The organism is Psychrobacter glacincola (assembly GCF_904846075.1).
GTDB lineage: Bacteria > Pseudomonadota > Gammaproteobacteria > Pseudomonadales > Moraxellaceae > Psychrobacter > Psychrobacter glacincola_C.
The window spans coordinates 768,396-790,680 of record NZ_CAJGZH010000002.1 but is presented as its reverse complement, the minus strand read 5'-3'; the positions used below and the strand labels follow the sequence as shown (position 1 = coordinate 790,680).

Annotated in this window: 19 protein-coding genes; 12 read left to right on the top strand and 7 right to left on the bottom strand. The window is 43.4% G+C overall.

Annotated elements, in window-relative coordinates:
- Positions 1–158: 158 nt before the first annotated feature.
- On the bottom strand, positions 159–1,391 hold the full coding sequence (gene carA / locus JMW85_RS09455; RefSeq protein ID WP_201581584.1) for a glutamine-hydrolyzing carbamoyl-phosphate synthase small subunit: 1,233 nt from the start codon (positions 1,389–1,391) through the stop codon (positions 159–161).
- Between the two features lie 411 nt (positions 1,392–1,802).
- Between carA and JMW85_RS09450 the strand changes: the two genes are divergently transcribed.
- Positions 1,803–2,339 (top strand): gamma carbonic anhydrase family protein, encoded by a 537-nt coding sequence (locus JMW85_RS09450; protein WP_201581583.1) that lies wholly within the window; start codon positions 1,803–1,805, stop codon positions 2,337–2,339.
- Positions 2,340–2,441: 102 nt separating this feature from the next.
- Here the strand turns inward: JMW85_RS09450 and JMW85_RS09445 are convergent, their stop codons facing one another.
- Complete coding sequence (locus JMW85_RS09445) at positions 2,442–2,891, bottom strand: hypothetical protein (RefSeq protein ID WP_201581582.1); 450 nt, start codon at positions 2,889–2,891, stop codon at positions 2,442–2,444.
- Positions 2,892–3,158: 267 nt separating this feature from the next.
- On the opposite strand from JMW85_RS09445, the gene JMW85_RS09440 reads away from it, so the two are divergent.
- The 3 genes from JMW85_RS09440 to ppnP all read left to right on the top strand — a co-directional run bounded on the left by JMW85_RS09440 (position 3,159) and on the right by ppnP (position 5,393).
- Positions 3,159–3,860, top strand: a complete 702-nt coding sequence (locus JMW85_RS09440) for an HAD family hydrolase (protein WP_193216880.1) — start codon at positions 3,159–3,161, stop codon at positions 3,858–3,860.
- Positions 3,861–3,976: 116 nt separating this feature from the next.
- A protein-coding gene (gene prfB / locus JMW85_RS09435; RefSeq protein WP_157292386.1) for a peptide chain release factor 2 occupies positions 3,977–5,072 on the top strand; the annotation gives its coding sequence in 2 pieces (ribosomal slippage) (positions 3,977–4,048 and positions 4,050–5,072; 1,095 coding nt in all).
- A 36-nt stretch (positions 5,073–5,108) separates the two neighbouring features.
- On the top strand, positions 5,109–5,393 hold the full coding sequence (gene ppnP, locus JMW85_RS09430; RefSeq protein WP_045445514.1) for a pyrimidine/purine nucleoside phosphorylase: 285 nt from the start codon (positions 5,109–5,111) through the stop codon (positions 5,391–5,393).
- A gap of 108 nt (positions 5,394–5,501) precedes the next feature.
- On the opposite strand, the gene JMW85_RS09425 is transcribed toward ppnP, so the two are convergent.
- Positions 5,502–5,954 (bottom strand): GNAT family N-acetyltransferase, encoded by a 453-nt coding sequence (locus JMW85_RS09425; protein WP_201581581.1) that lies wholly within the window; start codon positions 5,952–5,954, stop codon positions 5,502–5,504.
- A 181-nt stretch (positions 5,955–6,135) separates the two neighbouring features.
- Here JMW85_RS09425 and JMW85_RS09420 point away from each other — a divergent pair, with 181 nt between their 5' ends.
- The 8 genes from JMW85_RS09420 (at position 6,136) to JMW85_RS09385 (ending at position 19,038) form a co-directional block, all read left to right on the top strand.
- The gene (locus JMW85_RS09420; RefSeq protein WP_201581580.1) at positions 6,136–7,272 is read left to right on the top strand and encodes a DNA topoisomerase IB; all 1,137 of its coding nucleotides are present in this window, start codon (positions 6,136–6,138) and stop codon (positions 7,270–7,272) included.
- 297 nt (positions 7,273–7,569) lie between these two features.
- Positions 7,570–9,228, top strand: coding sequence for an AMP-binding protein (locus tag JMW85_RS09415; RefSeq protein ID WP_374220457.1), 1,659 nt, complete (start codon positions 7,570–7,572; stop codon positions 9,226–9,228).
- 89 nt (positions 9,229–9,317) lie between these two features.
- Positions 9,318–10,109 carry an SDR family NAD(P)-dependent oxidoreductase gene (locus JMW85_RS09410; protein ID WP_201581578.1) on the top strand — a complete coding sequence of 264 codons (792 nt, stop codon included), beginning with the start codon at positions 9,318–9,320 and terminating at the stop codon, positions 10,107–10,109.
- 143 nt (positions 10,110–10,252) lie between these two features.
- Complete coding sequence (locus JMW85_RS09405; RefSeq protein ID WP_201581577.1) at positions 10,253–10,843, top strand: L,D-transpeptidase family protein; 591 nt, start codon at positions 10,253–10,255, stop codon at positions 10,841–10,843.
- A gap of 434 nt (positions 10,844–11,277) precedes the next feature.
- Complete coding sequence (clpB, locus tag JMW85_RS09400) at positions 11,278–13,875, top strand: ATP-dependent chaperone ClpB (RefSeq protein ID WP_201581576.1); 2,598 nt, start codon at positions 11,278–11,280, stop codon at positions 13,873–13,875.
- 189 nt (positions 13,876–14,064) lie between these two features.
- Positions 14,065–15,318 (top strand): PQQ-dependent sugar dehydrogenase, encoded by a 1,254-nt coding sequence (locus JMW85_RS09395; RefSeq protein ID WP_201581575.1) that lies wholly within the window; start codon positions 14,065–14,067, stop codon positions 15,316–15,318.
- Positions 15,319–15,493: 175 nt separating this feature from the next.
- Positions 15,494–17,146, top strand: coding sequence for a BCCT family transporter (locus tag JMW85_RS09390; RefSeq protein WP_201581574.1), 1,653 nt, complete (start codon positions 15,494–15,496; stop codon positions 17,144–17,146).
- Positions 17,147–17,382: 236 nt separating this feature from the next.
- Positions 17,383–19,038, top strand: a complete 1,656-nt coding sequence (locus JMW85_RS09385) for a BCCT family transporter (RefSeq protein ID WP_201581573.1) — start codon at positions 17,383–17,385, stop codon at positions 19,036–19,038.
- A gap of 136 nt (positions 19,039–19,174) precedes the next feature.
- Here the strand turns inward: JMW85_RS09385 and JMW85_RS09380 are convergent, their stop codons facing one another.
- The 4 genes from JMW85_RS09380 to JMW85_RS09365 form a co-directional block, all read right to left on the bottom strand.
- Complete coding sequence (locus tag JMW85_RS09380) at positions 19,175–19,507, bottom strand: hypothetical protein (protein WP_060491391.1); 333 nt, start codon at positions 19,505–19,507, stop codon at positions 19,175–19,177.
- A gap of 319 nt (positions 19,508–19,826) precedes the next feature.
- Entirely contained in the window at positions 19,827–20,198 is a 372-nt protein-coding gene (locus tag JMW85_RS09375; RefSeq protein WP_201581572.1) for a DUF3144 domain-containing protein, read from the bottom strand.
- A 72-nt stretch (positions 20,199–20,270) separates the two neighbouring features.
- Positions 20,271–21,437 carry a methionine adenosyltransferase gene (gene metK, locus JMW85_RS09370; RefSeq protein ID WP_045451444.1) on the bottom strand — a complete coding sequence of 389 codons (1,167 nt, stop codon included), beginning with the start codon at positions 21,435–21,437 and terminating at the stop codon, positions 20,271–20,273.
- Positions 21,438–21,599: 162 nt separating this feature from the next.
- Entirely contained in the window at positions 21,600–22,196 is a 597-nt protein-coding gene (locus JMW85_RS09365) for a DJ-1/PfpI family protein (RefSeq protein WP_201581571.1), read from the bottom strand.
- Positions 22,197–22,285 lie beyond the last annotated feature (89 nt).

Genomic DNA, 22,285 nt, shown 5'->3' with positions numbered 1-22,285 from the left:
GCTAAACTCGTATTTGAACAGTGCTATATTTTAATAAAACAACACTTTAATAAAACGATATTTTGCGTGGCTCAGCTTAAACCATCATGGGTGATCTAAGCTGTATAACGAATACTTACTGTGTGCTAATGACTGATACTTAAAAGCTGATTAACTGCTTAAGCTTTAGCCTTTGCCATCATATCTGCAAACTTATCAAACAGTGGCGCGCAGTCATGTGGACCTGGGCTGGCTTCTGGATGACCTTGGAAGCTAAAGACTGGCTTGTTGGTCAGCTCGATACCTTGGTTGGTACCGTCAAATAATGAGCGATGGGTAGATTTAACGTTATCAGGCAGCGTGTCTTCATTAACCGCAAAACCATGGTTTTGACTGGTAATCATAACTGTGCCAGTCGATAAATCTTGAACTGGATGGTTGGCGCCGTGATGACCGGTTTTCATTTTAATGGTGTTTGCACCGCTAGCTAGACCAATCAACTGATGACCTAAACAGATACCAAAGGTTGGCACATCAGTTTTTTCAATGATATGACGTACGGCATCGATAGCATAGTCGCAGGCTGCAGGGTCGCCAGGACCGTTTGATAAAAAGATACCATCTGGGTTCATCGCCAGTACATCTGCGATAGGCGTTTGTGCAGGAACGACGGTTACATGACAGCCGCGGTCAACCAGCATACGCAGGATATTGGTTTTGCTACCGAAGTCGTAGGCGACGACATTGTATTTAGAATCGATGTGAGTGCCGAGTTGCTTAAAGAAGCCGCCTGTACCGCTATCATGGCTGCCAATGGCATCACGGTTAAGTAAGGTATCTGATAAATCCCACGTACCTGCTGTCCATTCGAACGTCTCTTTAGTACAGCATTCTTTTGCCAAGTCCATGCCTTCTAGGCCTGCAAACCCTTGTGCCAGCTCAATCGCTTTTTGCTCATCGTCAGTGCTGATGGTCTCGCCATTTGATGCGGTCATAATACAGCCATTTTGTGCGCCTTTATCACGTAATAGGCGGGTCAATTGGCGCGTATCAATTTCAGCGATAGCGACAGTATCATGGCTCTGTAGATAGTCAGTTAATGATTGAGAGTTACGGAAGTTTGAGGTAACCATTGTAGCATCACGGATGATAAGACCGTCGGCCCATACCTGATGACCATTGCCAGACTCAGTGTCCTCGCTATTGGTACCGGTATTACCAATGTGCGGATAGGTTAGGGTGACCATCTGGCGCGCATAACTTGGGTCGGTTAGGATTTCTTGGTACCCTGTCATGGCTGTATTAAACACCACCTCACCGACACGATGACCGAGACTGCCGATACTCACACCGCGAAAAATCGTACCGTCTGCTAATGCCAAAATTGCTTGTATTTCTGCCGATGAATTCAAGGTTTGCCTCCGCTGTTATTAGTGAGTGCCATGATTTTCATGATTAAATGTTAGATTAGAAATGGCTTTTTGTATCGCAAAAATTGCTATTAATGGATACTAAAAAACACCTAAACCCAAAATTTTTCCACAAAAAAGCGAGAAGACATTATTGATGGAAACTACAAAACCCACTAGATAGTGAATAGGTAACTTGCATCATGTCCGCTCGCTTAGGCACAGATTTTGCGCATTATATACAATATGCCCGTAGATAGCCAGCCGATTTTTAGATTGAAAAGTATGCCTTTAATTATTAGCCGTTAATAGCGCTGGATTTTCCCTTTTGGCTTTGCCACAATGGACAGCAAATCGAGATATCTGGTTTTTATGATTGACCTATTTCATTACTATATATAACAAGGAGCCGTTATGATTTATCAATATTTAGACAAGGTACCCGAATTCGCGGTACCTTTTAATGGTTGGGTCGCAGACTCAGCACGAGTGATAGGCGATGTCTATTTGGGTCATCAAGCTAACGTGTGGTTTGGGGCAGTGATTCGCGGTGACAATGAACGCATTCATATCGGCGATTATAGTAATGTGCAAGAAAACAGTGTCATTCATACTGATGCAGGCATTGAGGTCAAAATCGGCAATTATGTCACCATTGGTCATTTAGCGATGCTGCACGGCTGCGAAGTCGGTGATAACAGTTTGGTTGGTATTGGGGCAGTGGTATTGAATAATGCAAAAATTGGTAAAAATTGCATTATTGGTGCTAAGGCATTGGTCACTGAAGGCAAAGAGATTCCAGACAATTCACTCGTCATGGGTGCCCCTGCAAAGGTGGTCAAAACCTTAACGGACGAGCAAGCAGCGATGTTGAAATTATCAGCGATGCATTATGCGGAGCGTTGTCAAAAATTTAAAACGGGCTTAACAGAAGTAGCCATGCCTGATTAAGCAGAAATTTATAAAGCATCCGCGAACTGTCTGATATTGATCTATTGTCTTTATATAAATGACGCAAACGTTTTTTACATAGAGGCTCTTTATGTTATCAGTTTAAGCCATGAGCATCATGACCAGCCAAATAATGGCAAAAATGATAATACCAATAATCAGTCCACGAAAAATATCATGGCGGATAGAGTAGTCATTAAGGTAAGCATTATGATTGGCCGTTTCGTTGATGTTAAGCGCATTGACGCTCTCAGCGCCAGCATTTTTACCAACGATAAAACCCATGATTGCGCCTACGACCAACATAAATGGGGTGAATAACCAAAAAACGTCGCCATTACCTATACCAGCTATTGAGCGAATAACCACGATAGCAAGATCGATCAGTAAACCGCCAACGCCGTACATCACACCATTTAAGAGCGCATACAGTATACGGTCGAAAGGTGATTGATAGCTTTTACCCAGCTGACGTTGTCTGATTTCTTTGATTGAACGGGCAGGGCGACGCGTTTTACTTGGCAAAACAGTTTTGACATCAGGCGCTTCCATGCGATTCTCTATTTTTATGATGGAGTAAGCAAAACAGATACTAGGGCGTATCACCATTTTTAGCCCATTTAGGCGCTTTCGTTCAGATTGAGGACACACCCTAACCACAAGTTATATAAATAAAGTTACCATAATTTTGTTTGGTAAACAGTAGCATTCACGAAAAATTATTGAGAAATTTTTCATATAAATATCTATCTCCAAAGCGGAAGTTATTAAAAACCAGTTGTATTTCTGTCCTTTAACAAACAATAATAAGGTCTCATTATGCAGGCAACACAAGCACAACTTTCTCCAAAAGAGCTGGCACTTTTTGATTTAGATCATACTTTGCTCGACGTCGATAGCGACTATTTATGGGGCGAGTATATCGTCAAGCACGACCTCGTCGATGAAGCGCAATACCGCACGGCCAATCAAAAGTTTTACCAAGACTATATCGAAGGTACGCTTGATGCGACGGAATATAATGAATTTGTGGCACAGTTTTTAAGTAGCTTGCCGATGGATAGATTGCATGAGCTACGAGAAGACTATATTAAAAGTGAAATTGAGCCGCACATACGCCCAAAAGCGATGGAAGTGCTCTGTCAGCATGTTGAAAAAGGTCATGAGGTGGTGATTATTTCTGCGACCAATGATTTTGTGGTTTCGGCTATCGCCAAGCGTTTTGGTATCGAAGGTGCCAATGTGCTATCAACGCCGCTTGAAATAAAAAACGAGCGCTATACGGGCAAACTTACTGATAAACCAAACTTTAAAGAGGGTAAGATTTATCATCTGAATAAATGGCTAGAGAAGCAGCAATCAGCGGGCACAACTTTTGATAAAACTTATGCTTATTCAGATTCCAAAAATGACATTCCATTGCTTGAGTGGGCGGATGTGGCTATTTGTGTGTCACCCGACGATGCGCTACATGCTCATGCATTGTCGCATCGCTGGGCAGTAGAGGATTGGTCAATTTAGGCTGTTTAACGTTATTTAATATAAAGCCAGTCATAATTAGCCAACTATTTATCGTTAATCTCATTTAAAATAGCGCCATATCAGTGAGATATTTATTTAAAAAGACAGGAAACTTTATGGAAATCAATCCGTATCAAGAACGAATCAAAGATTTATCAGAGCGTGGGCAGGACTTGCGGAGGTATCTTTGACTTCGATGGTAAGCAAGAACGCTTAGAAGAAGTTAATTTAGAGTTAGAAAACCCCGAGCTATGGAATGATCCAGAGCGTGCGACTAAAATTAATAAAGAAAAAAGCCAGCTTGATGGCGTCATCGATGTTGTGGTGTCGCTTGAGAGCACATTGGAAGATGCGTCTGCCATGCTGGAGCTGGCGGTAGAAGCAGAGGATGAATCCTTGCTGGCGGATGTGCAAGCAGAGCTCGACAATGCGGAGAAACGCGTCGCGGATTTAGAGTTCCGCCGGATGTTTAGCGGTGAGATGGATCCTAATAACTGCTACTTGGATATCCAGTCGGGTAGTGGTGGCACCGAAGCGCAAGATTGGGCAGAGATGCTGTTGCGTATGTATACCCGCTGGGCGGAATCGCATGGCTTCAAAGTTGAAGTTATTGAAGTGTCTTCTGGTAGCGTGGCCGGTATTAAATCAGCAACGATTGAGATTAAAGGGGATTACGCTTTTGGTTGGTTACGTACCGAAATCGGCGTGCATCGCTTAGTCCGTAAATCACCATTTGATAGCAATAACGGTCGTCATACCTCGTTTGCTGCCGTTTTTGTGTCGCCTGAAATTGATGATAATATCGAGATTGATATCAATCCAGCAGATTTGCGTATCGATACTTATCGTTCATCTGGCGCAGGTGGTCAGCATGTGAACACGACTGATTCTGCGGTACGTATCACCCACGAGCCAAGTGGCGTGGTGGTCACTTGTCAGAATGAGCGTAGCCAGCATGGGAACAAAGCGACGGCGATGAAGTTGCTGCGTGCCAAGCTTTATGAGCTTGAGATGCAAAAACGCATGGAATCTCAGCAAGCGGTCGAGGATGGCAAGTCAGACGTCGGTTGGGGCAGTCAAATTCGCTCTTATGTACTCGATGATTCACGTATCAAAGACTTGCGTACTGGCGTTGAAACCTTTAATACTGGCGCGGTACTCGATGGCGACCTCGATCAATTTATCGAAGCGAGCTTAAAAGCCGGATTGTAAAATAAAATAGTAATTAATATTTAATTAAGGAAAATTATGCCAAGCGTTAACAGTTATTTTGATAATAAAGTCACTTCTATTGCCTTTCAAACGGCAACTAAGCCTGCAACAGTTGGCGTGATGGAAATTGGCGAGTACGAGTTTGGTACCAGCGAATTTGAAACCATGAGCGTGGTCAGTGGTGCATTGACGGTCAAGCTACCAGAGAGTGATGAGTGGCAAACCTTTAATGCAGGTGAGCAATTTACTGTTGAAGCCAATCAGAAGTTTCAAGTAAAAGTAGCAGTAGAAACGGCTTATTTATGTGTTTATGGTAAATAAGCATTTTTAGAGTAGTAGTCAACAGATTAACGCCAAGTGTTTAACGCTTGGCGTTTTTTTATGGTTGCATTTTGAGATAAATTTGAGTCATAAAGTATTGGACAACCATTATAAGTTCTTACGATATTGCACCATGTCTGTTTGAGTGGCGATTGCGTCATAGAGTTTGCGCGCCGTGGTGTTGCCCTCTTGTGTCGTCCAATACACACGGTTGCAGTTTTTACTACGAGCGAACTCATATACCTTTTCAATTAGTGCGCGTCCCACGCCTTGCCCGCGCACAGACTCACTAACATAAAGATCCTCTAAGTAACAGCATTCAGTGATATTCCAAGTATTGGGATGTAGCACCACATGGGTGATACCTACCAACTTGTCGTTCTGCCAAGCACCAAAACCATAAATCGGTACATCGCTATCCAGCAAACTGTGCCACGTGTTTTGGGTGGTACTTGATGGCAGTTGAGTGTCATAAAACATCAGGTAGCTTTGCCACAAATGTAACCAAAATTCGTAATCGGCTTTAGATAATGCTGCTATCTTTATAGAGGTATTTTTCATTGTGTTTTATTCAAATTAAATTGTGATTGTTATCAAATTATGGCTCATAATCTCATTATTTAGAACCTTTTTTAGCGTGTTTTTTTACACATCAATTACACTTTGCTCTTGGCAAATAAACAGCAAAAATAATCGTAATTCATTATGCTAAAACGACTGTTTTATCAATCGAGTATATATTATGGCGACGCTAAATGACCAGACAACCACGCAAGACATACGCCATGATTATGAAAAACTCGCTCGCCTTGCTAATCTGCGCTATGTCAGTGATGATGAGCTTGGGTTTGCGCGTAGGCGTTGGGGGCGCGGGTTTACTTATAAAGATGCCACAGGCAAAACGGTCAAAGACAAAGCCTTGCGACAGCGTTTTGATGCGCTAGTGATACCACCGATGTGGTCAGAGGTTTGGATATGCCAAGATGATAAAGGGCACTTGCAATCGACGGGGCGTGATGACAAAGCACGAAAACAGTATCTGTATCACCCTGAGTGGGATCGCGTACGTGACCAAGCCAAGTTCGATGCCATGATAGGCTTCGCTAGAGCATTGCCGAATCTACGTGCACAAGTCGAAAAGGACTTGAAAGCCAAATCATTATCCCGTGAAAATGTCTTATCAGCAGTGGTCAAACTATTAGAAACGACCTTGATTCGTATCGGTAACAGCCGCTATGCCAAGCTCAATAAGAGCTATGGTTTGAGTACTCTACGCAGTAAGCACGTGAGCGAAACTGATAACGGACTGGCGTTTGATTTTGTCGGTAAAAGTGCCAAAGAGCATCATATTGAATTGCAAGATGAGCGCTTGATTGAGATTGTACAGGCATGTTCTGAGCTACCTGGTTATCAGATTTTTAAATATTTGGATGACAAGGGTCATAAGCAAGGCGTCGACAGTAGCGATATCAACGACTATCTACGCACGCATACTAGCGGTCATAGTCATAGTCGTGACAGTGAGATGTATAGCGGTAATTTATATAGCGCAAAGGACTTTCGTACTTGGATGGCCAGTGTGCTGGCAGCAAGCTACCTTTATGATGAGCTACAAACCAAGTCTGGCAAAGCAATTTTATCCAGTGAACCCGATAGCAAAGAACGTCAGCAACTGGTGACTGATATGGTAAGAAGCGTCGCTGATGAGCTGGGCAATACCCCTGCTGTCTGCCGATCTTCTTATATTAATCCCATTATTATAGAGCGCTTTTTGGCGGGGCAGTTCTTTGAACCTTATAAACAAGCGCGCCGTGGTCGTACTAAACAGCATCAAAGTTATGAAGAAAAGGCGCTGCTAGGATTTTTAAGTGGCTGCTGAGTGCTTTGAAATAAAGTTCCATCAAGAGTTTGTGATTGAATTATAAAAATGATACGTTATGTATTGAAATAAATATTAAAATGCGTTACTAATAGAGTCTATGCACATTTATAGTTTATGCAAATTGATATGTGCGAACAAGCAGAAAAAACAGTTGCTAGGATATGCCTGCTTTTCTGCTGACAATTCTCTTATTTCGCCCGTTACCTGCTATTGCTAAAGGATTAGCTTATGAACACCTCTGCTTCAGACCCATCAGTTGTAAATAACACTTCAAATCATACTGCACACCCGTCAATGAGCTATAGCGATTACTATCATAACTTTGATATGAACGCGCTATTAACAGAGATATTTGGCGAGCATTTAGACGATCGCTTGAATGCTTATATGGCATGCTGTGGTCGTCATGTGCGTGATGGTCGCGGTGGTAATATTGCACTGGTGCACGAAGATACAGCGGGTAATGTGACGCGCATGAGCTTTGCTGAGCTTGATAAGGCAAGCGCACAAGTCGCCAATTTATTGTTGTCTTATGGCGTAAAAGCTGGTGACCAAGTAGCGACCATGCTACCTCGCACTCCTGAGCTGCTCACCATTGTACTCGCGACTTGGCGGATCGGTGCGGTTTATCAACCGTTATTTACCGCCTTTGGCTATGATTCGATTAAGTATCGGATGGACAAAGCCAATACCAAAGTGGTTTTTACCAATCAAGAAAATCGTGGCAAGTTTGACGACTTAGCGAAGCAAACCAAAATGGTGCTGGTTGGTAGCAAGGTAGATGCGCAAAGCTGGGGTGATGATAGCTACGCTGAAAAGGTCGCAACGCAGTCGCAAACGGTAGACGCGGTTTCATTAGACACCGATGCACCCTTTCTGCAAATGTTTACCTCGGGTACGGTTGGCAAATCAAAAGGCGTTAGTGTGCCGCTAAGTGCGCTCTCAGCGTTTTATCTCTACATGCGCTATGCGATTGACTTGCGAGCGGATGATAATTACTGGAACATGGCAGATCCAGGCTGGGCATACGGTCTTTATTATGCGATTACAGGACCTTTGTTATTAGGGGTAACAACGTATTTTAATGAAGCGGGCTTTGATGCTGCCAGTACCCGCGACTTTATGGTACGTCATAAAATTAGCAATTTAGCGTCCTCACCGACAGCATTTCGTATGATGAAATCGAGTGGCGTGTTTGAAGCTGCTCACAATGACAATAATAACGATAGTGAGGCTAAATTATCACTGCGCTGTGCCAATTCAGCAGGCGAGACCTTAAATACCGAAGTGGTCAATTGGGTTGAAACCTATTTAAACTGTAAAGTCTGCGATCAGTATGGGCAAACCGAGACTGGAATGACTTGCTGTGAGCACCATGCATTAGCACATGAATGTCCGGTTGGCTCGATGGGCATGGCGCTACCGGGGCACACATTGGTAGTGTTAGATGATGATATGAGTATATTAGCTGATGGCGAACAAGGACAGCTTGCCGTAGTGGTCAGTCAATCGCCCGCGTTTTATTTCCGTGGTTATAGCTGGAATGAAAAAGACGCCTTCGCTGATGATTACTATTTAACAGGTGATGTGGTTGAGCGTCACAGTGATGGCAGCTATTGGTTTTCAGGGCGTGATGACGACATTATCATTACCGCAGGTTACCGCGTTGGACCAACCGATGTCGAAAACACCGTGCTGGAGCATGAGGCAGTCGCAGAGTCAGCGGCAGTTGGCGTGCCAGACGAAGTGCGTGGTCATACCATTAAGTCGTATGTGGTGCTAAAAGACGGTATCGAAGGCACAGACGAGATTGCCAAAGAAATTCAAGACTTAGTCCGCAGACGTCTATCAACTCACGCTTATCCGCGCGAAGTTGAGTTTGTGAAAGAGTTGCCCAAAACCCCAAGTGGTAAAATTCAGCGCTTTTTGCTGCGCAGTTTATCTGCGGCTTAATAAAGCGCAATGCATTCATATTGTCAGGTTAAGATAGAAATCGATGACTGATAAAAATAACAGTAAAAACATTAATGAAAGGAATAATTATGCACATTGAACAACGGAGCTTTTTGGTCACAGGCGGTGCATCAGGTTTGGGAGAGGCAGTGGTTCGTGCTATTGTCAATCAAGGCGGTAACGTCGTCATCGCAGATCTTAATGAATCAGCAGGGCAAGCACTGGTAGACGAGCTAGGTGACAATGCGCGTTTTACACGCTGTGATGTGACCAGTAGTGATGAGGTACAAGCGGCTGTGGATACGGCTGAAAAAGAATTTGGCGGCTTACAGGGGTCTATCAACTGTGCGGGCATCGCTGTGGTACAAAAGCTGCTGGACCGTGATAATAACCCAGCAGATCTCGATGCTTTTAGTCGCGGTGTCAATATTAATCTTGTCGGTTCCTTTAATGTCGCGCGTTTGGTCGCAGCCAGTATTGCAAAGCGTGTAGCAAATGCCAATAACGCAGACAGCTCCATAGAGAAGAACGCTGATAATGGCGTCATTATTAATACGGCTTCTATCGCAGCTTTTGATGGACAAGTAGGGCAAGCAAGCTATTCATCGTCAAAAGCAGGTGTCGTCGGTCTGACCTTGCCACTAGCACGTGAGCTGGCACGTCATGGTATTCGCGTGATGACCGTCGCGCCGGGCGTCTTTGCCACACCGATGATGGAGACTATCCCTGAAAAAGCGCGCGAACAACTAGAGGCAGGCGTACCTTATCCTAAGCGTCTGGGTAATCCCAATGAGTTTGCCAAGTTGGTCATGCATATCATTGATAATGCCTATCTCAATGGAGAAGTCATTCGCTTAGATGGCGCAATTCGTATGGTGTAATGGTATTAACGAAGTTTTTATGTTCAAAAGACCCTAATGTTATCCATGAAATTTTCACAAAAACTGGCATGGTGCTTTGGTAAGTTAATAGCGTGGTATGTTGCCATTTCACTCTTTAACGCCAAACGGAGTTATTAAAGCCTATGTCATTTTTTCCTCTGAGCTTCAGCAAAAAGCCGCGTCGATTGTTTGTCGTGATAGGACTGGGACTGACCACCATTATGAGCACCAGTGCGATAGGGTATGTCAAAACAGCCTCCTCGGATGCAAAAAGTACAGGCAATAATGGTCAGCCTATTTCTAGTACGGTGGTTATCGATAAAGTTTTTGTCGATAAATCCGACCGTATTTTGCAGCTATTGAGTGGTGATAAAGTCATTAAGTCCTATCGTATTGCGCTAGGAGATAGTCCGGTTGGTCATAAACAGCAGCAAGGCGATGAGCGCACACCCGTGGGGGCGTACATCTTAGATTATAAGAATGAGAACTCTATTGCCCATCGCTCCATCCATATAAGCTACCCCAATGCTGCGGACAAAGCTCGGGCACGATCACGCGGCGTCCATCCTGGTGGCGATATTATGATTCATGGGCAGATGAACGGCTTCGGTCACCTAGCGTGGATTAACCAACAACGTGATTGGACCGATGGTTGCATTGCGGTCACTGATAATGAGATGGATGAGATTATGGCGACAGTTAAGGTTGGTACATCGATAGAAATTGTAGAATGAGTGTTATGTTAATGCTGACTATCGTGTAGTAAATTTCTAGCAGCTACAGCGCATTAGTATCTCTGCTATAGCTGTCTCTTGCTTGCCTTTCATTGTTGAGCAAGCCTCTCTTTTAATTGTTTTTTTATTTATCCTCTTGAAATACTCTCTTAGTGTGCCTATTGATAGTTTGTGATAATATCATTGCTATGGGTAAGGTTTTTACCTATATAAAATCTTACTATTTTTCAGTATTTACTAATAAGTCATAGATATTTATTGACAACTTGCATAAGTAGGTTGAAATCTTGTATGTTATACCCTATATATATAACAACTAACGGTGATTGAGACACGATAAAACTAACGATAAGCGCTATGTTTTAAATGCTGCGCGTTCGGTATTTTACGTTGCATCCACTGACTGATAATACTAATTATAAAAGGATACAATTATGAGGTTCGAAAAATTTACCCAGAAATTACAATCAGCCATTCAAGAAGCACAGAGCCTAGCATTGGGACGTGACCATACAGGTATTGATCCCGTGCATCTGCTTGCAGTATTGCTACAGGATGAGTCTAATTTATCTATCTGCCAACAAGCAGGCGCGTCTATCCCTGCGCTAAAGAATGGTGTGGCAAAGGCGCTCGACAATCAAGCAACGATTAGTGAGCCAACCGGCGATGTGAATTTAAACCCAAATTCGGTTAAAATTTTGAACTTGGCAGACCGTCAAGCGCAAAAAGAAGGCGATGATTTTATCGCCACTGAATGGGTGATGTTGGCGCTCGCTGAGCAAGGCGAAACCAAAAAGATATTTGAGAGTGCGGGCGTAACAGCGAGTAAATTAAAAACAGTCATTGAGCAGTTGCGAGGTGATGATACCGTGAATAATCAAAATGCTGAAGATCAGCGTGATGCGCTGAATAAATATACCATTAACTTAACTGAGCAGGCGGAACTTGGTAAGCTTGACCCTGTGATTGGTCGCGATGAAGAGATTCGTCGTACCATTCAAGTACTGTCGCGCCGTACCAAAAATAACCCCGTACTGATTGGTGAGCCAGGTGTTGGTAAAACGGCTATCATTGAAGGTTTGGCACAAAAAATCATCAATGGTGACGTACCAGAAGGACTACGCCGCAAAGAAGTGTTGTCGTTAGATTTGGGCTCATTGATTGCGGGTGCAAAATTCCGTGGTGAGTTTGAAGAGCGACTCAAAGCGGTGCTCAGCGACTTATCAAAGCAAGAAGGCAATGTCATCTTATTTATCGATGAGTTGCATACTTTAGTAGGTGCTGGTAAAGCCGATGGTGCGATGGATGCCGGTAATATGCTAAAGCCTGTGCTTGCGCGTGGTGAGCTACACTGTGTCGGTGCGACAACTCTTGATGAGTATCGCCAGTACATCGAAAAAGATGCGGCGCTTGAGCGTCGTTTTCAAAAGGTACTGGTCGATGAGCCAACGGTCGAAGACACCATTGCGATTTTGCGTGGTCTAAAAGAGCGTTATGAGCTGCATCACGGTGTTGATATCCAAGACAGCGCGATTATTGCTGCTGCGCGGATGAGCCATCGTTATATTACCGATCGCAAGCTGCCAGATAAAGCGATTGACTTGATTGATGAAGCGGCCAGTCGTTTACGTATGGAGATGGACAGCAAGCCTGAAGCCTTAGGTAAGCTTGATAGTCGCTTGATTCAGTTGAAAATGCAGCGCGAAGTGCTCAAAAATGAAGAAGACGCTGGTGCGCAAGCCGAGCGTAAAGTGCTTGATGCACAAATTGAAGAGCTAGAAAAAGAGTACGCTGACCTTAATGAGATTTGGCAAGCAGAAAAAGCCTTGGTCAAAGGCAGTCAGCAGCTAAAAGACGAGTTGGATAAAGCGCGTATCGCCTATGACAAAGCCAGTCGTGAAGGTGATTACGAGACTATGAGTAAGCTGCAGTATGAAACGATTCCGCAGCTTGAGCGCCGCATTACTGAGTCTGACTTGGCAGAACAAAAAGAGCAGACAGGCGAAGGTAGTGGTGTAAAACTACTACGTAACAAAGTCACGGATAATGAAATTGCCGAAGTCGTAGCGGCAGCGACAGGTATTCCTGTGAGTAAAATGATGCAAGGCGAGCGTGACAAGATGATAGCGATGGAAGAAAAGCTCCATGAACGCGTCATCGGTCAAGATGAAGCAGTCGAAGCGGTAGCCAATGCGGTACGCCGTAGCCGTGCTGGTTTGTCTGATCCGAATCGCCCTTCAGGTTCGTTCTTATTCTTAGGACCAACGGGTGTCGGTAAGACTGAGTTAACCAAGTCACTAGCGAACTTCTTATTCGATAGTGAGGATGCGATTGTTCGTATCGACATGAGTGAGTATATGGAGAAGCACAGTGTCAGTCGTTTGGTGGGTGCGCCTCCAGGTTATGTGGGCTACGAAGAAGGTGGTGCATTAACGGAAGCGGTACGCCGTAAGCCTTATAGTGTGATTTTGTTTGATGAAGTTGAAAAAGCGCACCCTGATGTGTTCAATATCTTGCTACAAGTATTGGACGATGGTCGCTTAACGGACTCACAGGGTCGCGTGGTGGACTTCAAAAACACGGTCATCATTATGACCAGTAACTTGGGTTCGCATAAAATCCAAGAGATGGTCGGTGAAAGTTACGAAGACATCAAAGCTGAGGTGATGGAATCAGTTGGGCAGCATTTCCGCCCAGAGTTTGTCAACCGTATCGACGAGATTGTGGTATTCCATCCGCTCGGTATGTCGCAGATGTCAGGTATTGCTGCGATTCAGTTGGATCGCTTACGTCAGCGCTTGCATGAGCGTGAGATGGATATTGAGTTATCAGCTGATGCGATGAACAAACTGGTTGCGATTGGTTATGATCCTGTCTATGGCGCACGCCCACTAAAACGTGCGATCCAACAGGAGATTGAAAACCCATTGTCATTGAAGCTATTGGCTGGTGATTTTGGCGCAGGAGATATCATCAAAGTCGATGTCGGCGCAGATGATAAGTTGGTGTTTGAGAAACGTAGCATGAATTAATATCTAACTCTAACTGACCGTGGTTTAAAACCAACCTCTTACTTGCCTATTTTTTCTACAGGCAGGTAAGGGGTTTTTTTGTGCGCTATTATTATTTACGGTTTGAGTGCTTTGACTATGTTATAAATAAACTAAGCACTAAAAACTAAGCAATAGGAATAAGACATTAACAGTTACGGAGACGACAAAATGACGATCATCAGTATGCAGCACCTAAGCACGCCATTAATGTTACCGATAATGATCAGCGCACTGCTGTTTAGTGCTCCTGCTTGCTCCAATCAAACTGCCGTCAATACCCATGAAGACCTAACAGACTATAAAGAAGGGCAAGCTTCTGCTAGTGAATCGCTAGCAAGTACCGAAAAACCCGCCTTTATCACCAAGAAAATTGTCACGTTTGATGAGCCTTGGGCAATGACAGCATTACCTACCGTTAATAATGAATCCCCTAAATTACTTGTCACCCAAAAGACAGGCGAGTTATTCATTGTTGATACGGCAACAGGTGCCAAGACAACCATCAGTGGTATACCGAAAGTGGCTTATGGTGGGCAAGGCGGTCTTGGCGATATCGTTCTTGCACCAGATTTTGCTACTACTAATCATGTCTATATGAGCTACGTTGAAGCAGGGAACGGCACTGATAATAATAAATTTGGTGCTAAAGTTATCAAAGCGACATTGATAGGGTTGGATACAGCCAAGCCTCGTTTGCAGAATCTTACGCCCATTTGGGAGCAAACACCGAAAGTAAAAGGGCAGGGGCATTATAGTCATCGCTTGCTTTTTTCACCTGACGGAAAATATTTATATATCAGTTCAGGCGAGCGCCAAGAAAAAACACCAGCACAGGATATGAGCGTCAATTTGGGCAAAATTATTAGGTTAAATCTTGATGGCTCAGTGCCAGCAGACAATCCTTTTGTAGATAATAGCAATGACATTGCCGCACAGTTTTGGAGTATAGGACATCCTAATGTATTGGGTATGGAATTCGATGAAAAAGGTAGGCTTTGGGCGCATGAGATGGGACCACGGGGCGGTGATGAATTTAATCTCATTGAAAAAGGTCATAACTACGGCTGGCCAATCGTCTCAAATGGGCGTAACTATACAGGCACGGATATTCCTGACCATGAGACGCGTCCTGAGTTTACGCCGCCCAAAATTAGTTGGACGCCAGTGATATCACCGTCATCGATGAGTATTTATAACGTTGGACAATATAATGATTTCCCAGCGTGGCAAGGTAATGCGCTCATTAGTGGCTTATCATCTAAAGCACTGATAGTCGTCGATTTTGATGAAAATAGTCACGCGACTGAGCGCTATCGCTATGATATGGGCGAGCGTATTCGTAGTGTATTAAATGTAGATGGACAAGTTTGGGTATTAGAAGATGGCGATAATAGTGGATTATTAAAATTGATTCCGCAGTAATGATTAGTAGCCATTGCTCTTCGACTTTCCAAGCGTTTGCACTATTGTAGGTTAGGCTGCTAAATGGTTTTGGTCTATTTCTGTCAATAAGAAAAACGTAAATAGCTAATTAGATTTGATAGTTGAGAGGTATCTTGTTAAGGTATTCTTCCTAAAAACTAAGGCTAACAAACAAATGGATCATGTAAAAGTTGGCAGGTTAGGCCCTTTTCCACGGGTAAGTAAACCTGTGTTTATTACTTCAGCGCTACTTATTATTGGATTTATTATCTTTGGTGCTTTCTTTACTGAAACCGCTGGTGTGTTATTTAGCTTTTTGCAGAACTTTATTACGGATAAGTTCGGCTGGTTATTTATTATTTTAGTAAATTTAGCATTGTTGCTTTGTATTTATCTCGCGATGAGCCGTTATGGCGATATTCGTCTAGGTGCACAAACTGAGACGCCACAGTACAGTTTGTTCTCATGGATAGGGATGTTGTTCTCTGCTGGTATTGGTATTGGACTGGTATATTGGGGAACGGCTGAGCCCTTGTATCACTTTATGGCACCACCACTCGGAGAAGCGGAAACGATAGAAGCCGCTAAGCAAGCCATAAATTTTACATTCTTGCATTGGGGATTACATGCATGGGCGCTATACGCGATTGTTGCATTGTCTTTGGCTTATTTTCACTTTCGCCGTGGCTTGCCGTTATCGATTCGCTCAACGCTTTATCCTCTATTGGGCAAAAAAATCTATGGCTCGTGGGGACACGCCGTTGATATCTTAGCGGTATTTGGTACGATGTTTGGTGTGGTAACGTCGCTTGGTCTTGGCGTTATGCAGATTAATTCAGGACTTGAGCGATTATTTGGTGTTCCTAATAATCTAACGATACAGATCGGTCTGATTGTTTTCGTTACTATTTTAGCTGCTTTTTCCGTCATGATGGGCTTAGACAAAGGTATTAAGCGCTTGAGCGATATTAATATCGGACTGACGGCAATCCTACTCGGGTTTATGGTCATCTTAGGGCCGACGCTTTTTATCTTTGATAGCTATCTTGAAAATGTTGGCAATTATCTGTCGGTAGTTGTACCGCTAGGTCTGTGGGGTGAATCGTATGAAGGTCAAGAAAATTGGCAGTCATCATGGACGATATTTTATTGGGCATGGTGGGTAAGTTGGGCACCGTTCGTTGGCGTATTTATCGCGCGTATCAGTCGTGGTCGTACCATTCGTGAGTTCGTATTGGGTGTATTATTGATTCCAATGCTGATTTTGTTTTTCTGGTTCACCACTTTCGGTGGCGTTGCTATTCATATGGAGCTCTTAGCGGCGCTTGATCCCGCTATGGCCAGCCCAGGATTGGTAGAAGCCGTGCAAACGGATTTTGGTAGTGCAATTTTTAAATTGGTTGAATTTTATCCATTGGCACAACCAGTCACCTTAATGATTGTCGTTATGATTGTCCTTTGGTTTGTGACTTCATCCGATTCAGCAAGCTTTGTGATTGATATGTTGACCGCAGGTGGTGATACCAACCCACCAAAAATCCAGCGTTTATTCTGGGCAAGTACGGAAGGTATCATTGCTGCTGTTTTGCTTGCTGCTGGTGGACTAAGTGCATTACAAGCAGCGGCTATCGTTGCAGGACTGCCATTTGTTTTAGTAGTATTTGCGATGATGTATGCGTTACTTCGTGGTTTGAGCCGAGATCGTTTGATACTGTATCGCGCACAGCAGCACTTTATCACCGAAGAATCCGCAGATCACAACTCAGCCAATGAGTTTGCTGATGAGCACTTGTTAAAAGGACCGCCTAAAATCGTGAAAGGTGATTAGCAGATTCTATATATCAGCTTTAATACTGTTTTTATGAAATGAATCAGGCAGTTAGCTTCTTCTTTTTTTACGTAAAAACACAATATAACAATTGTGATTTGAAATCCTAAGATGCATCGTTATCTTAGGATTTTTTTATTTGTTGACCAATAGCAAGGTTATAAAGTGTCTGATTCGATTTGATAGTTGTGCAGTATCTTGTTAAGGTGAGCCCCTTCAAAAATTGAGATGACTAAATGGATCATGTAAAAGTTGGCCGCTTAGGCCCTTTTCCGCGGGTAAGTAAACCTGTGTTTTTAACTTCAGCGTTATTAATTCTTGTGTTCATTATTTTTGGTGCTCTTTTTAATGAGCAAGCAGAATTGTTGTTTGGTCATGCCAAAGCATTCGTGTCTTTGCGTTTTGGCTGGTTCTTTATTGTGGTGGTCAACTTAACGTTGGTGATGAGTATTTACATGATATTTAGTCGTTATGGCGATATCAGGCTTGGTCATCAAAATGAGAAACCAGAGTATAATATAGTCTCTTGGATTGGCATGCTATTTTCCGCGGGTATCGGTATTGGCCTGCTTTACTGGGGTACGGCTGAACCCTTGTATCATTTTATGGCGCCGCCGCTAGGAGAAGCTGAAACAGTGGCTGCCGCCAAGCAAGCGATGAATATCTCGTTCTTGCACTATGGTTTACATGTGTGGGCGCTCTATGGCATGGTCGCGTTGTCATTGGCTTATTTCCATTACCGAGTGGGCTTACCGCTGGCCATCCGTTCGACACTATATCCTATATTGGGCAAAAAGATTTATGGTGGCTGGGGTCATACGGTCGATACACTAGCGGTATTTGGTACGATGTTTGGAGTAGTGACCACTTTAGGTCTTGGGGTGTTGCAAATTAACTCAGGTCTTGAGACATTATTTGGCATACCCAATAATATTACAGTGCAAATTATTTTGATTGCCTTAATCACTATGTTGGCAGGTCTGTCTCTATTTATGGGGCTAGATAAAGGGATTAAGCGCTTAAGTGATACCAATATATTATTTACTGTGATATTGCTCAGCTTTGTGATTATTTTAGGCCCGACCCAGTTTATCTTTAATAGCTTTGTAGAAAATATTGGCAATTATTTGCATCAAATTGTGCCATTAGGTCTTTGGACAGAATCGTATGATGGTCAAGAAAACTGGCAGGCATCATGGACGATTTTCTATTGGGCATGGTGGATAAGCTGGTCGCCTTTCGTTGGTGTGTTCGTGGCTCGTATCTCTCGTGGTCGAACCATTCGTGAGTTTATCTTAGGGGTGTTATTAATTCCTATTACTATTTTGTTCTTATGGTTCACCGCTTTCGGTGGTTCAGCCGTTAATATGGAATTAATGGCAGCCGCTGATCCCAACCTCATTAGTCCTGGCTTGATTGAGGCTGTCCAAGCAGATACTGGCAGTGCCATCTTTAAGCTGATGGAATCTTATCCATTTACGTCAGCTTTGAACTTGCTTATCGTAGTGATGATTGTGCTTTGGTTTGTCACGTCATCAGATTCTGCCAGTTTTGTCATTGATATGTTGACCTCAGGTGGCGATGCCAATCCACCGAAAATTCAACGCCTATTTTGGGCGGGTACCGAAGGTATCATCGCTGCCGTACTATTAGCAGCAGGTGGCTTGAGTGCACTACAAGCGGCTTCAATTGTGTCAGGTTTCCCTTTTGCGATTGTGATAGTCGTTATGATGTACTCCTTATTACGCGGCTTGAGTCGAGATCGTTTGATACTGTATCGCAACCAGCAATGGTTTGTCACTGAAGAGTCAGCAGAGCATAATTCAGCCAATGAATTTCGTGATGAAGATTTGCTGACAGGTCCACCTGATATTGAAAAACCTGAAGGTTAGATTTTATCGCTCTAAAAGATCATAAAAAAGCACCCGCCTATGATTAAGCGGGTGCTTTTTTATATGATTTAATTGTCTTTTTTAGTTTGATATAAAGTATTTACACAAAGTTATGAAGCAAGGTTATGAAGCAAGGTTATGAGCACTGTCCTTTAACATAACCTACTGCTGCCGTTGTGCCACATGCCGAACATGAGTTGCCCGCAGTGCGATAACTAAATCCTGAGCTGGTTTTTACTTTGACACACACAGGATCATATTGCGCGGTACACATCGTTTGCTCAGGGTTGTAAGGTGGGCACTTGATGAAAGGGTTGTCGCTGTTCTGTTGGCTGTGCCCAGTGCTATGAATAGGGGCGGTGTCAGGCGTATCGATGCTTTGGATGTTATTACAGCCAGCTAAGGCAATAGTGACTGATAACCCTAATAATGACAGGCATAATCGCCATGATTTGAATAAGTGGTTCATAATCATATGTCCTTATAAATAGTGTTCGGTAAATCCCTATTATCGATAGCTGGTTGCAACCATGTGATGAACAAGGTGGTTTTAATTGATAGTAGCCTATTTATCAGCAGTCATCTACCAAATCATGATTAATAAAAAACCCAAGCCTATGATTAAGCTTGGGTTTGAGCATCACTATAGTCATTCCACTATAAAAATATTACTGCGTTAACCTCGCTTGAAGTATTAAATATACATCTACACTCGGTTGCCTTGTACTACTTTTAAATTGAACCGACTATACCAGCCGTTTTATAAATGCCAGCTAAAGGCTATAGAACTATTTGGCTGCTTTGTCATCTTGATTAAGCTGAACATATTTATCAAAGTTCTGCGCATAATCAGTCAGGTTGTCGCTCAGCATTTGGCGATACTGTTTGACATAAAATTCAACGATATCATCTTTTTCTTTGGCAAAATCATCGCCTTTGACAAAGCCAATAGAGGCGACAGATGCGCTATAACGTGCGGCTGCATAAAGTAGTGATGCACCTACTTGTCCTGAATGTGCTTCAGAACCCAACTGACTGTTTGCGATACCAATGATGGCATCAGCACGTTGATAAAATGCCTGCATTTCAGGGGTAATCTCAATGTTAGCGTCAACATTGCTTTCTTGAATGTTGCTGTTTTGCATATTGTCTTGAGACATAAGCGACTCCTAATAAGTGTCGGTAATTTTAAATTTATAAAGAAGGTTTGTAAGGGGTGCAACGTGATATTTTTACAAACCAGCGTCTGCTTTTAATATCTCAGCTTTGTCTGTTTTTTCCCACGTAAAAGCAGTTTCAGAGCCAGGACGACCAAAATGACCAAAAGTCGCCGTTTGCTGATACATTGGTTGTAATAAATTTAGCATACGGGTAATGCCATAAGGGCGCAGGTCAAAATGGGTACGAATCAGACGGATGATTTCATCATTGCTGATTTTATTCGTACCAAAAGTATTGACCGAGATAGAGGTTGGTTCAGCGACACCAATGGCATAACTAACCTGTATTTCACAGCGCTCAGCAAGTCCTGCCGCGACGATATTCTTAGCTACATAACGCACGGCGTACGCAGCACTGCGATCGACTTTCGATGGATCTTTACCACTGAATGCACCGCCGCCATGACGCGCCATACCGCCATAAGTATCAACAATGATTTTACGACCTGTCAATCCAGCATCACCTACAGGACCGCCAATCACAAACTTACCCGTTGGATTGATATGATAGCGCGTGCCAGCATGCAATAATTCAGCAGGCAATACTTGTTTGATGATAGATTCCATGATCGCTTCTTGCAGGTCTTTTTGCGAGATACTTGGATCGTGTTGCGTTGATAGCACCACGGCATCAATGGCAACAGGCTTGCTACCATCATATCTTAAGGTCACTTGTGCTTTGGCATCTGGACGCAACCACGGCAACTCGCCTGCGCGGCGCAGCTCAGATTGGCGTTCCATCAAGCGGTGAGCAAATTCGATAGGGGCTGGCATCAAGACATCAGTTTCATTACTGGCATAGCCAAACATAAGACCTTGGTCACCTGCGCCTTGCTCTTCAGGGTCGCTACGATCGACACCTTGAGCGATTTCAGGAGATTGTTTGCCGAGCATATTGATGACCGCGCATGTTTCGCCATCAAAGCCTAAGTCTGAATGGTGGTAACCAATACCGTTTACGGTATCACGCACGATACGCTCAACATCGATATTTGCCGTCGTGGTGACTTCGCCTGCTAGTATCACAGCACCTGTCTTAACCAAGGTTTCGCATGCCACGCGTGCATGCAAATCTTCACGTAAGATAGCGTCAAGGATGGCATCTGATATTTGGTCAGCCATTTTATCAGGATGACCTTCGCTCACAGATTCTGAGGTAAATAAGTTGTATTCACGCATAATGGGATCGCTTAATTGCAGGGACTGTAGTCTATGAACTCAGTCATTATTAAATGTATATAAAAATAAAAGGCGAAAACGAATAAAAAAATTAGCACATTTTACCGTGTATCGAGGTAAAACTCTAGCGATGGATAATACTAAGCGGTAACTAGACATGGATTAACCGTGGTAAAAGTCATCAATCTCGCTATTTTCTTGCCAGCGATATTCAGTATAGTTAGCGATATGACGTGCCGTATCGATGTCATGTCTGTCAGCGATAAAGCCAAGCGCCATGTCCATACCTGCACTGACACCTGAGGATGTATAAAACTTGCCATCGACAACCCAGCGTGCTTGCTCAGCCCAATGGACTTTGTCAGATTGTGCTATCACCCACTGCCATGACAGTTTATTAGACGTTGCACGCTTGCCATCTAAGACGCCAGCCTTAGCCAACAATGCGCTACCTGTACAAACGCTAAGTACCCAATTAGCATGGCCAGCCAAGGTTGTCAGCGTCTGCAAAAATGATCTGTGATTGATTTGCTGGCGAGTACCCATGCCGCCAACCATCAACAAGATATCAGTCTGATGATCCAACTCGCTGACAGCGATTGTTTGCATTGCAACGCCATGCTTACTATGAATGATTCCACCGCTTAAAGAGGCAAATTGCAGACGATAATGCTCAGGTAAGCAACCAAACATCTCGATAGGTCCAAATAGATCTAAAGTCTCAAAATTATCGAATAATAGCGCGGTCAGCGTATGCATCTGGCTTCCTGATTTTTAAAATAACGTTTACAAAGGTAAGAGGGCGTCTATTGCATCTAAAGTAGATCTATAAAGTCTTTTATAAATAG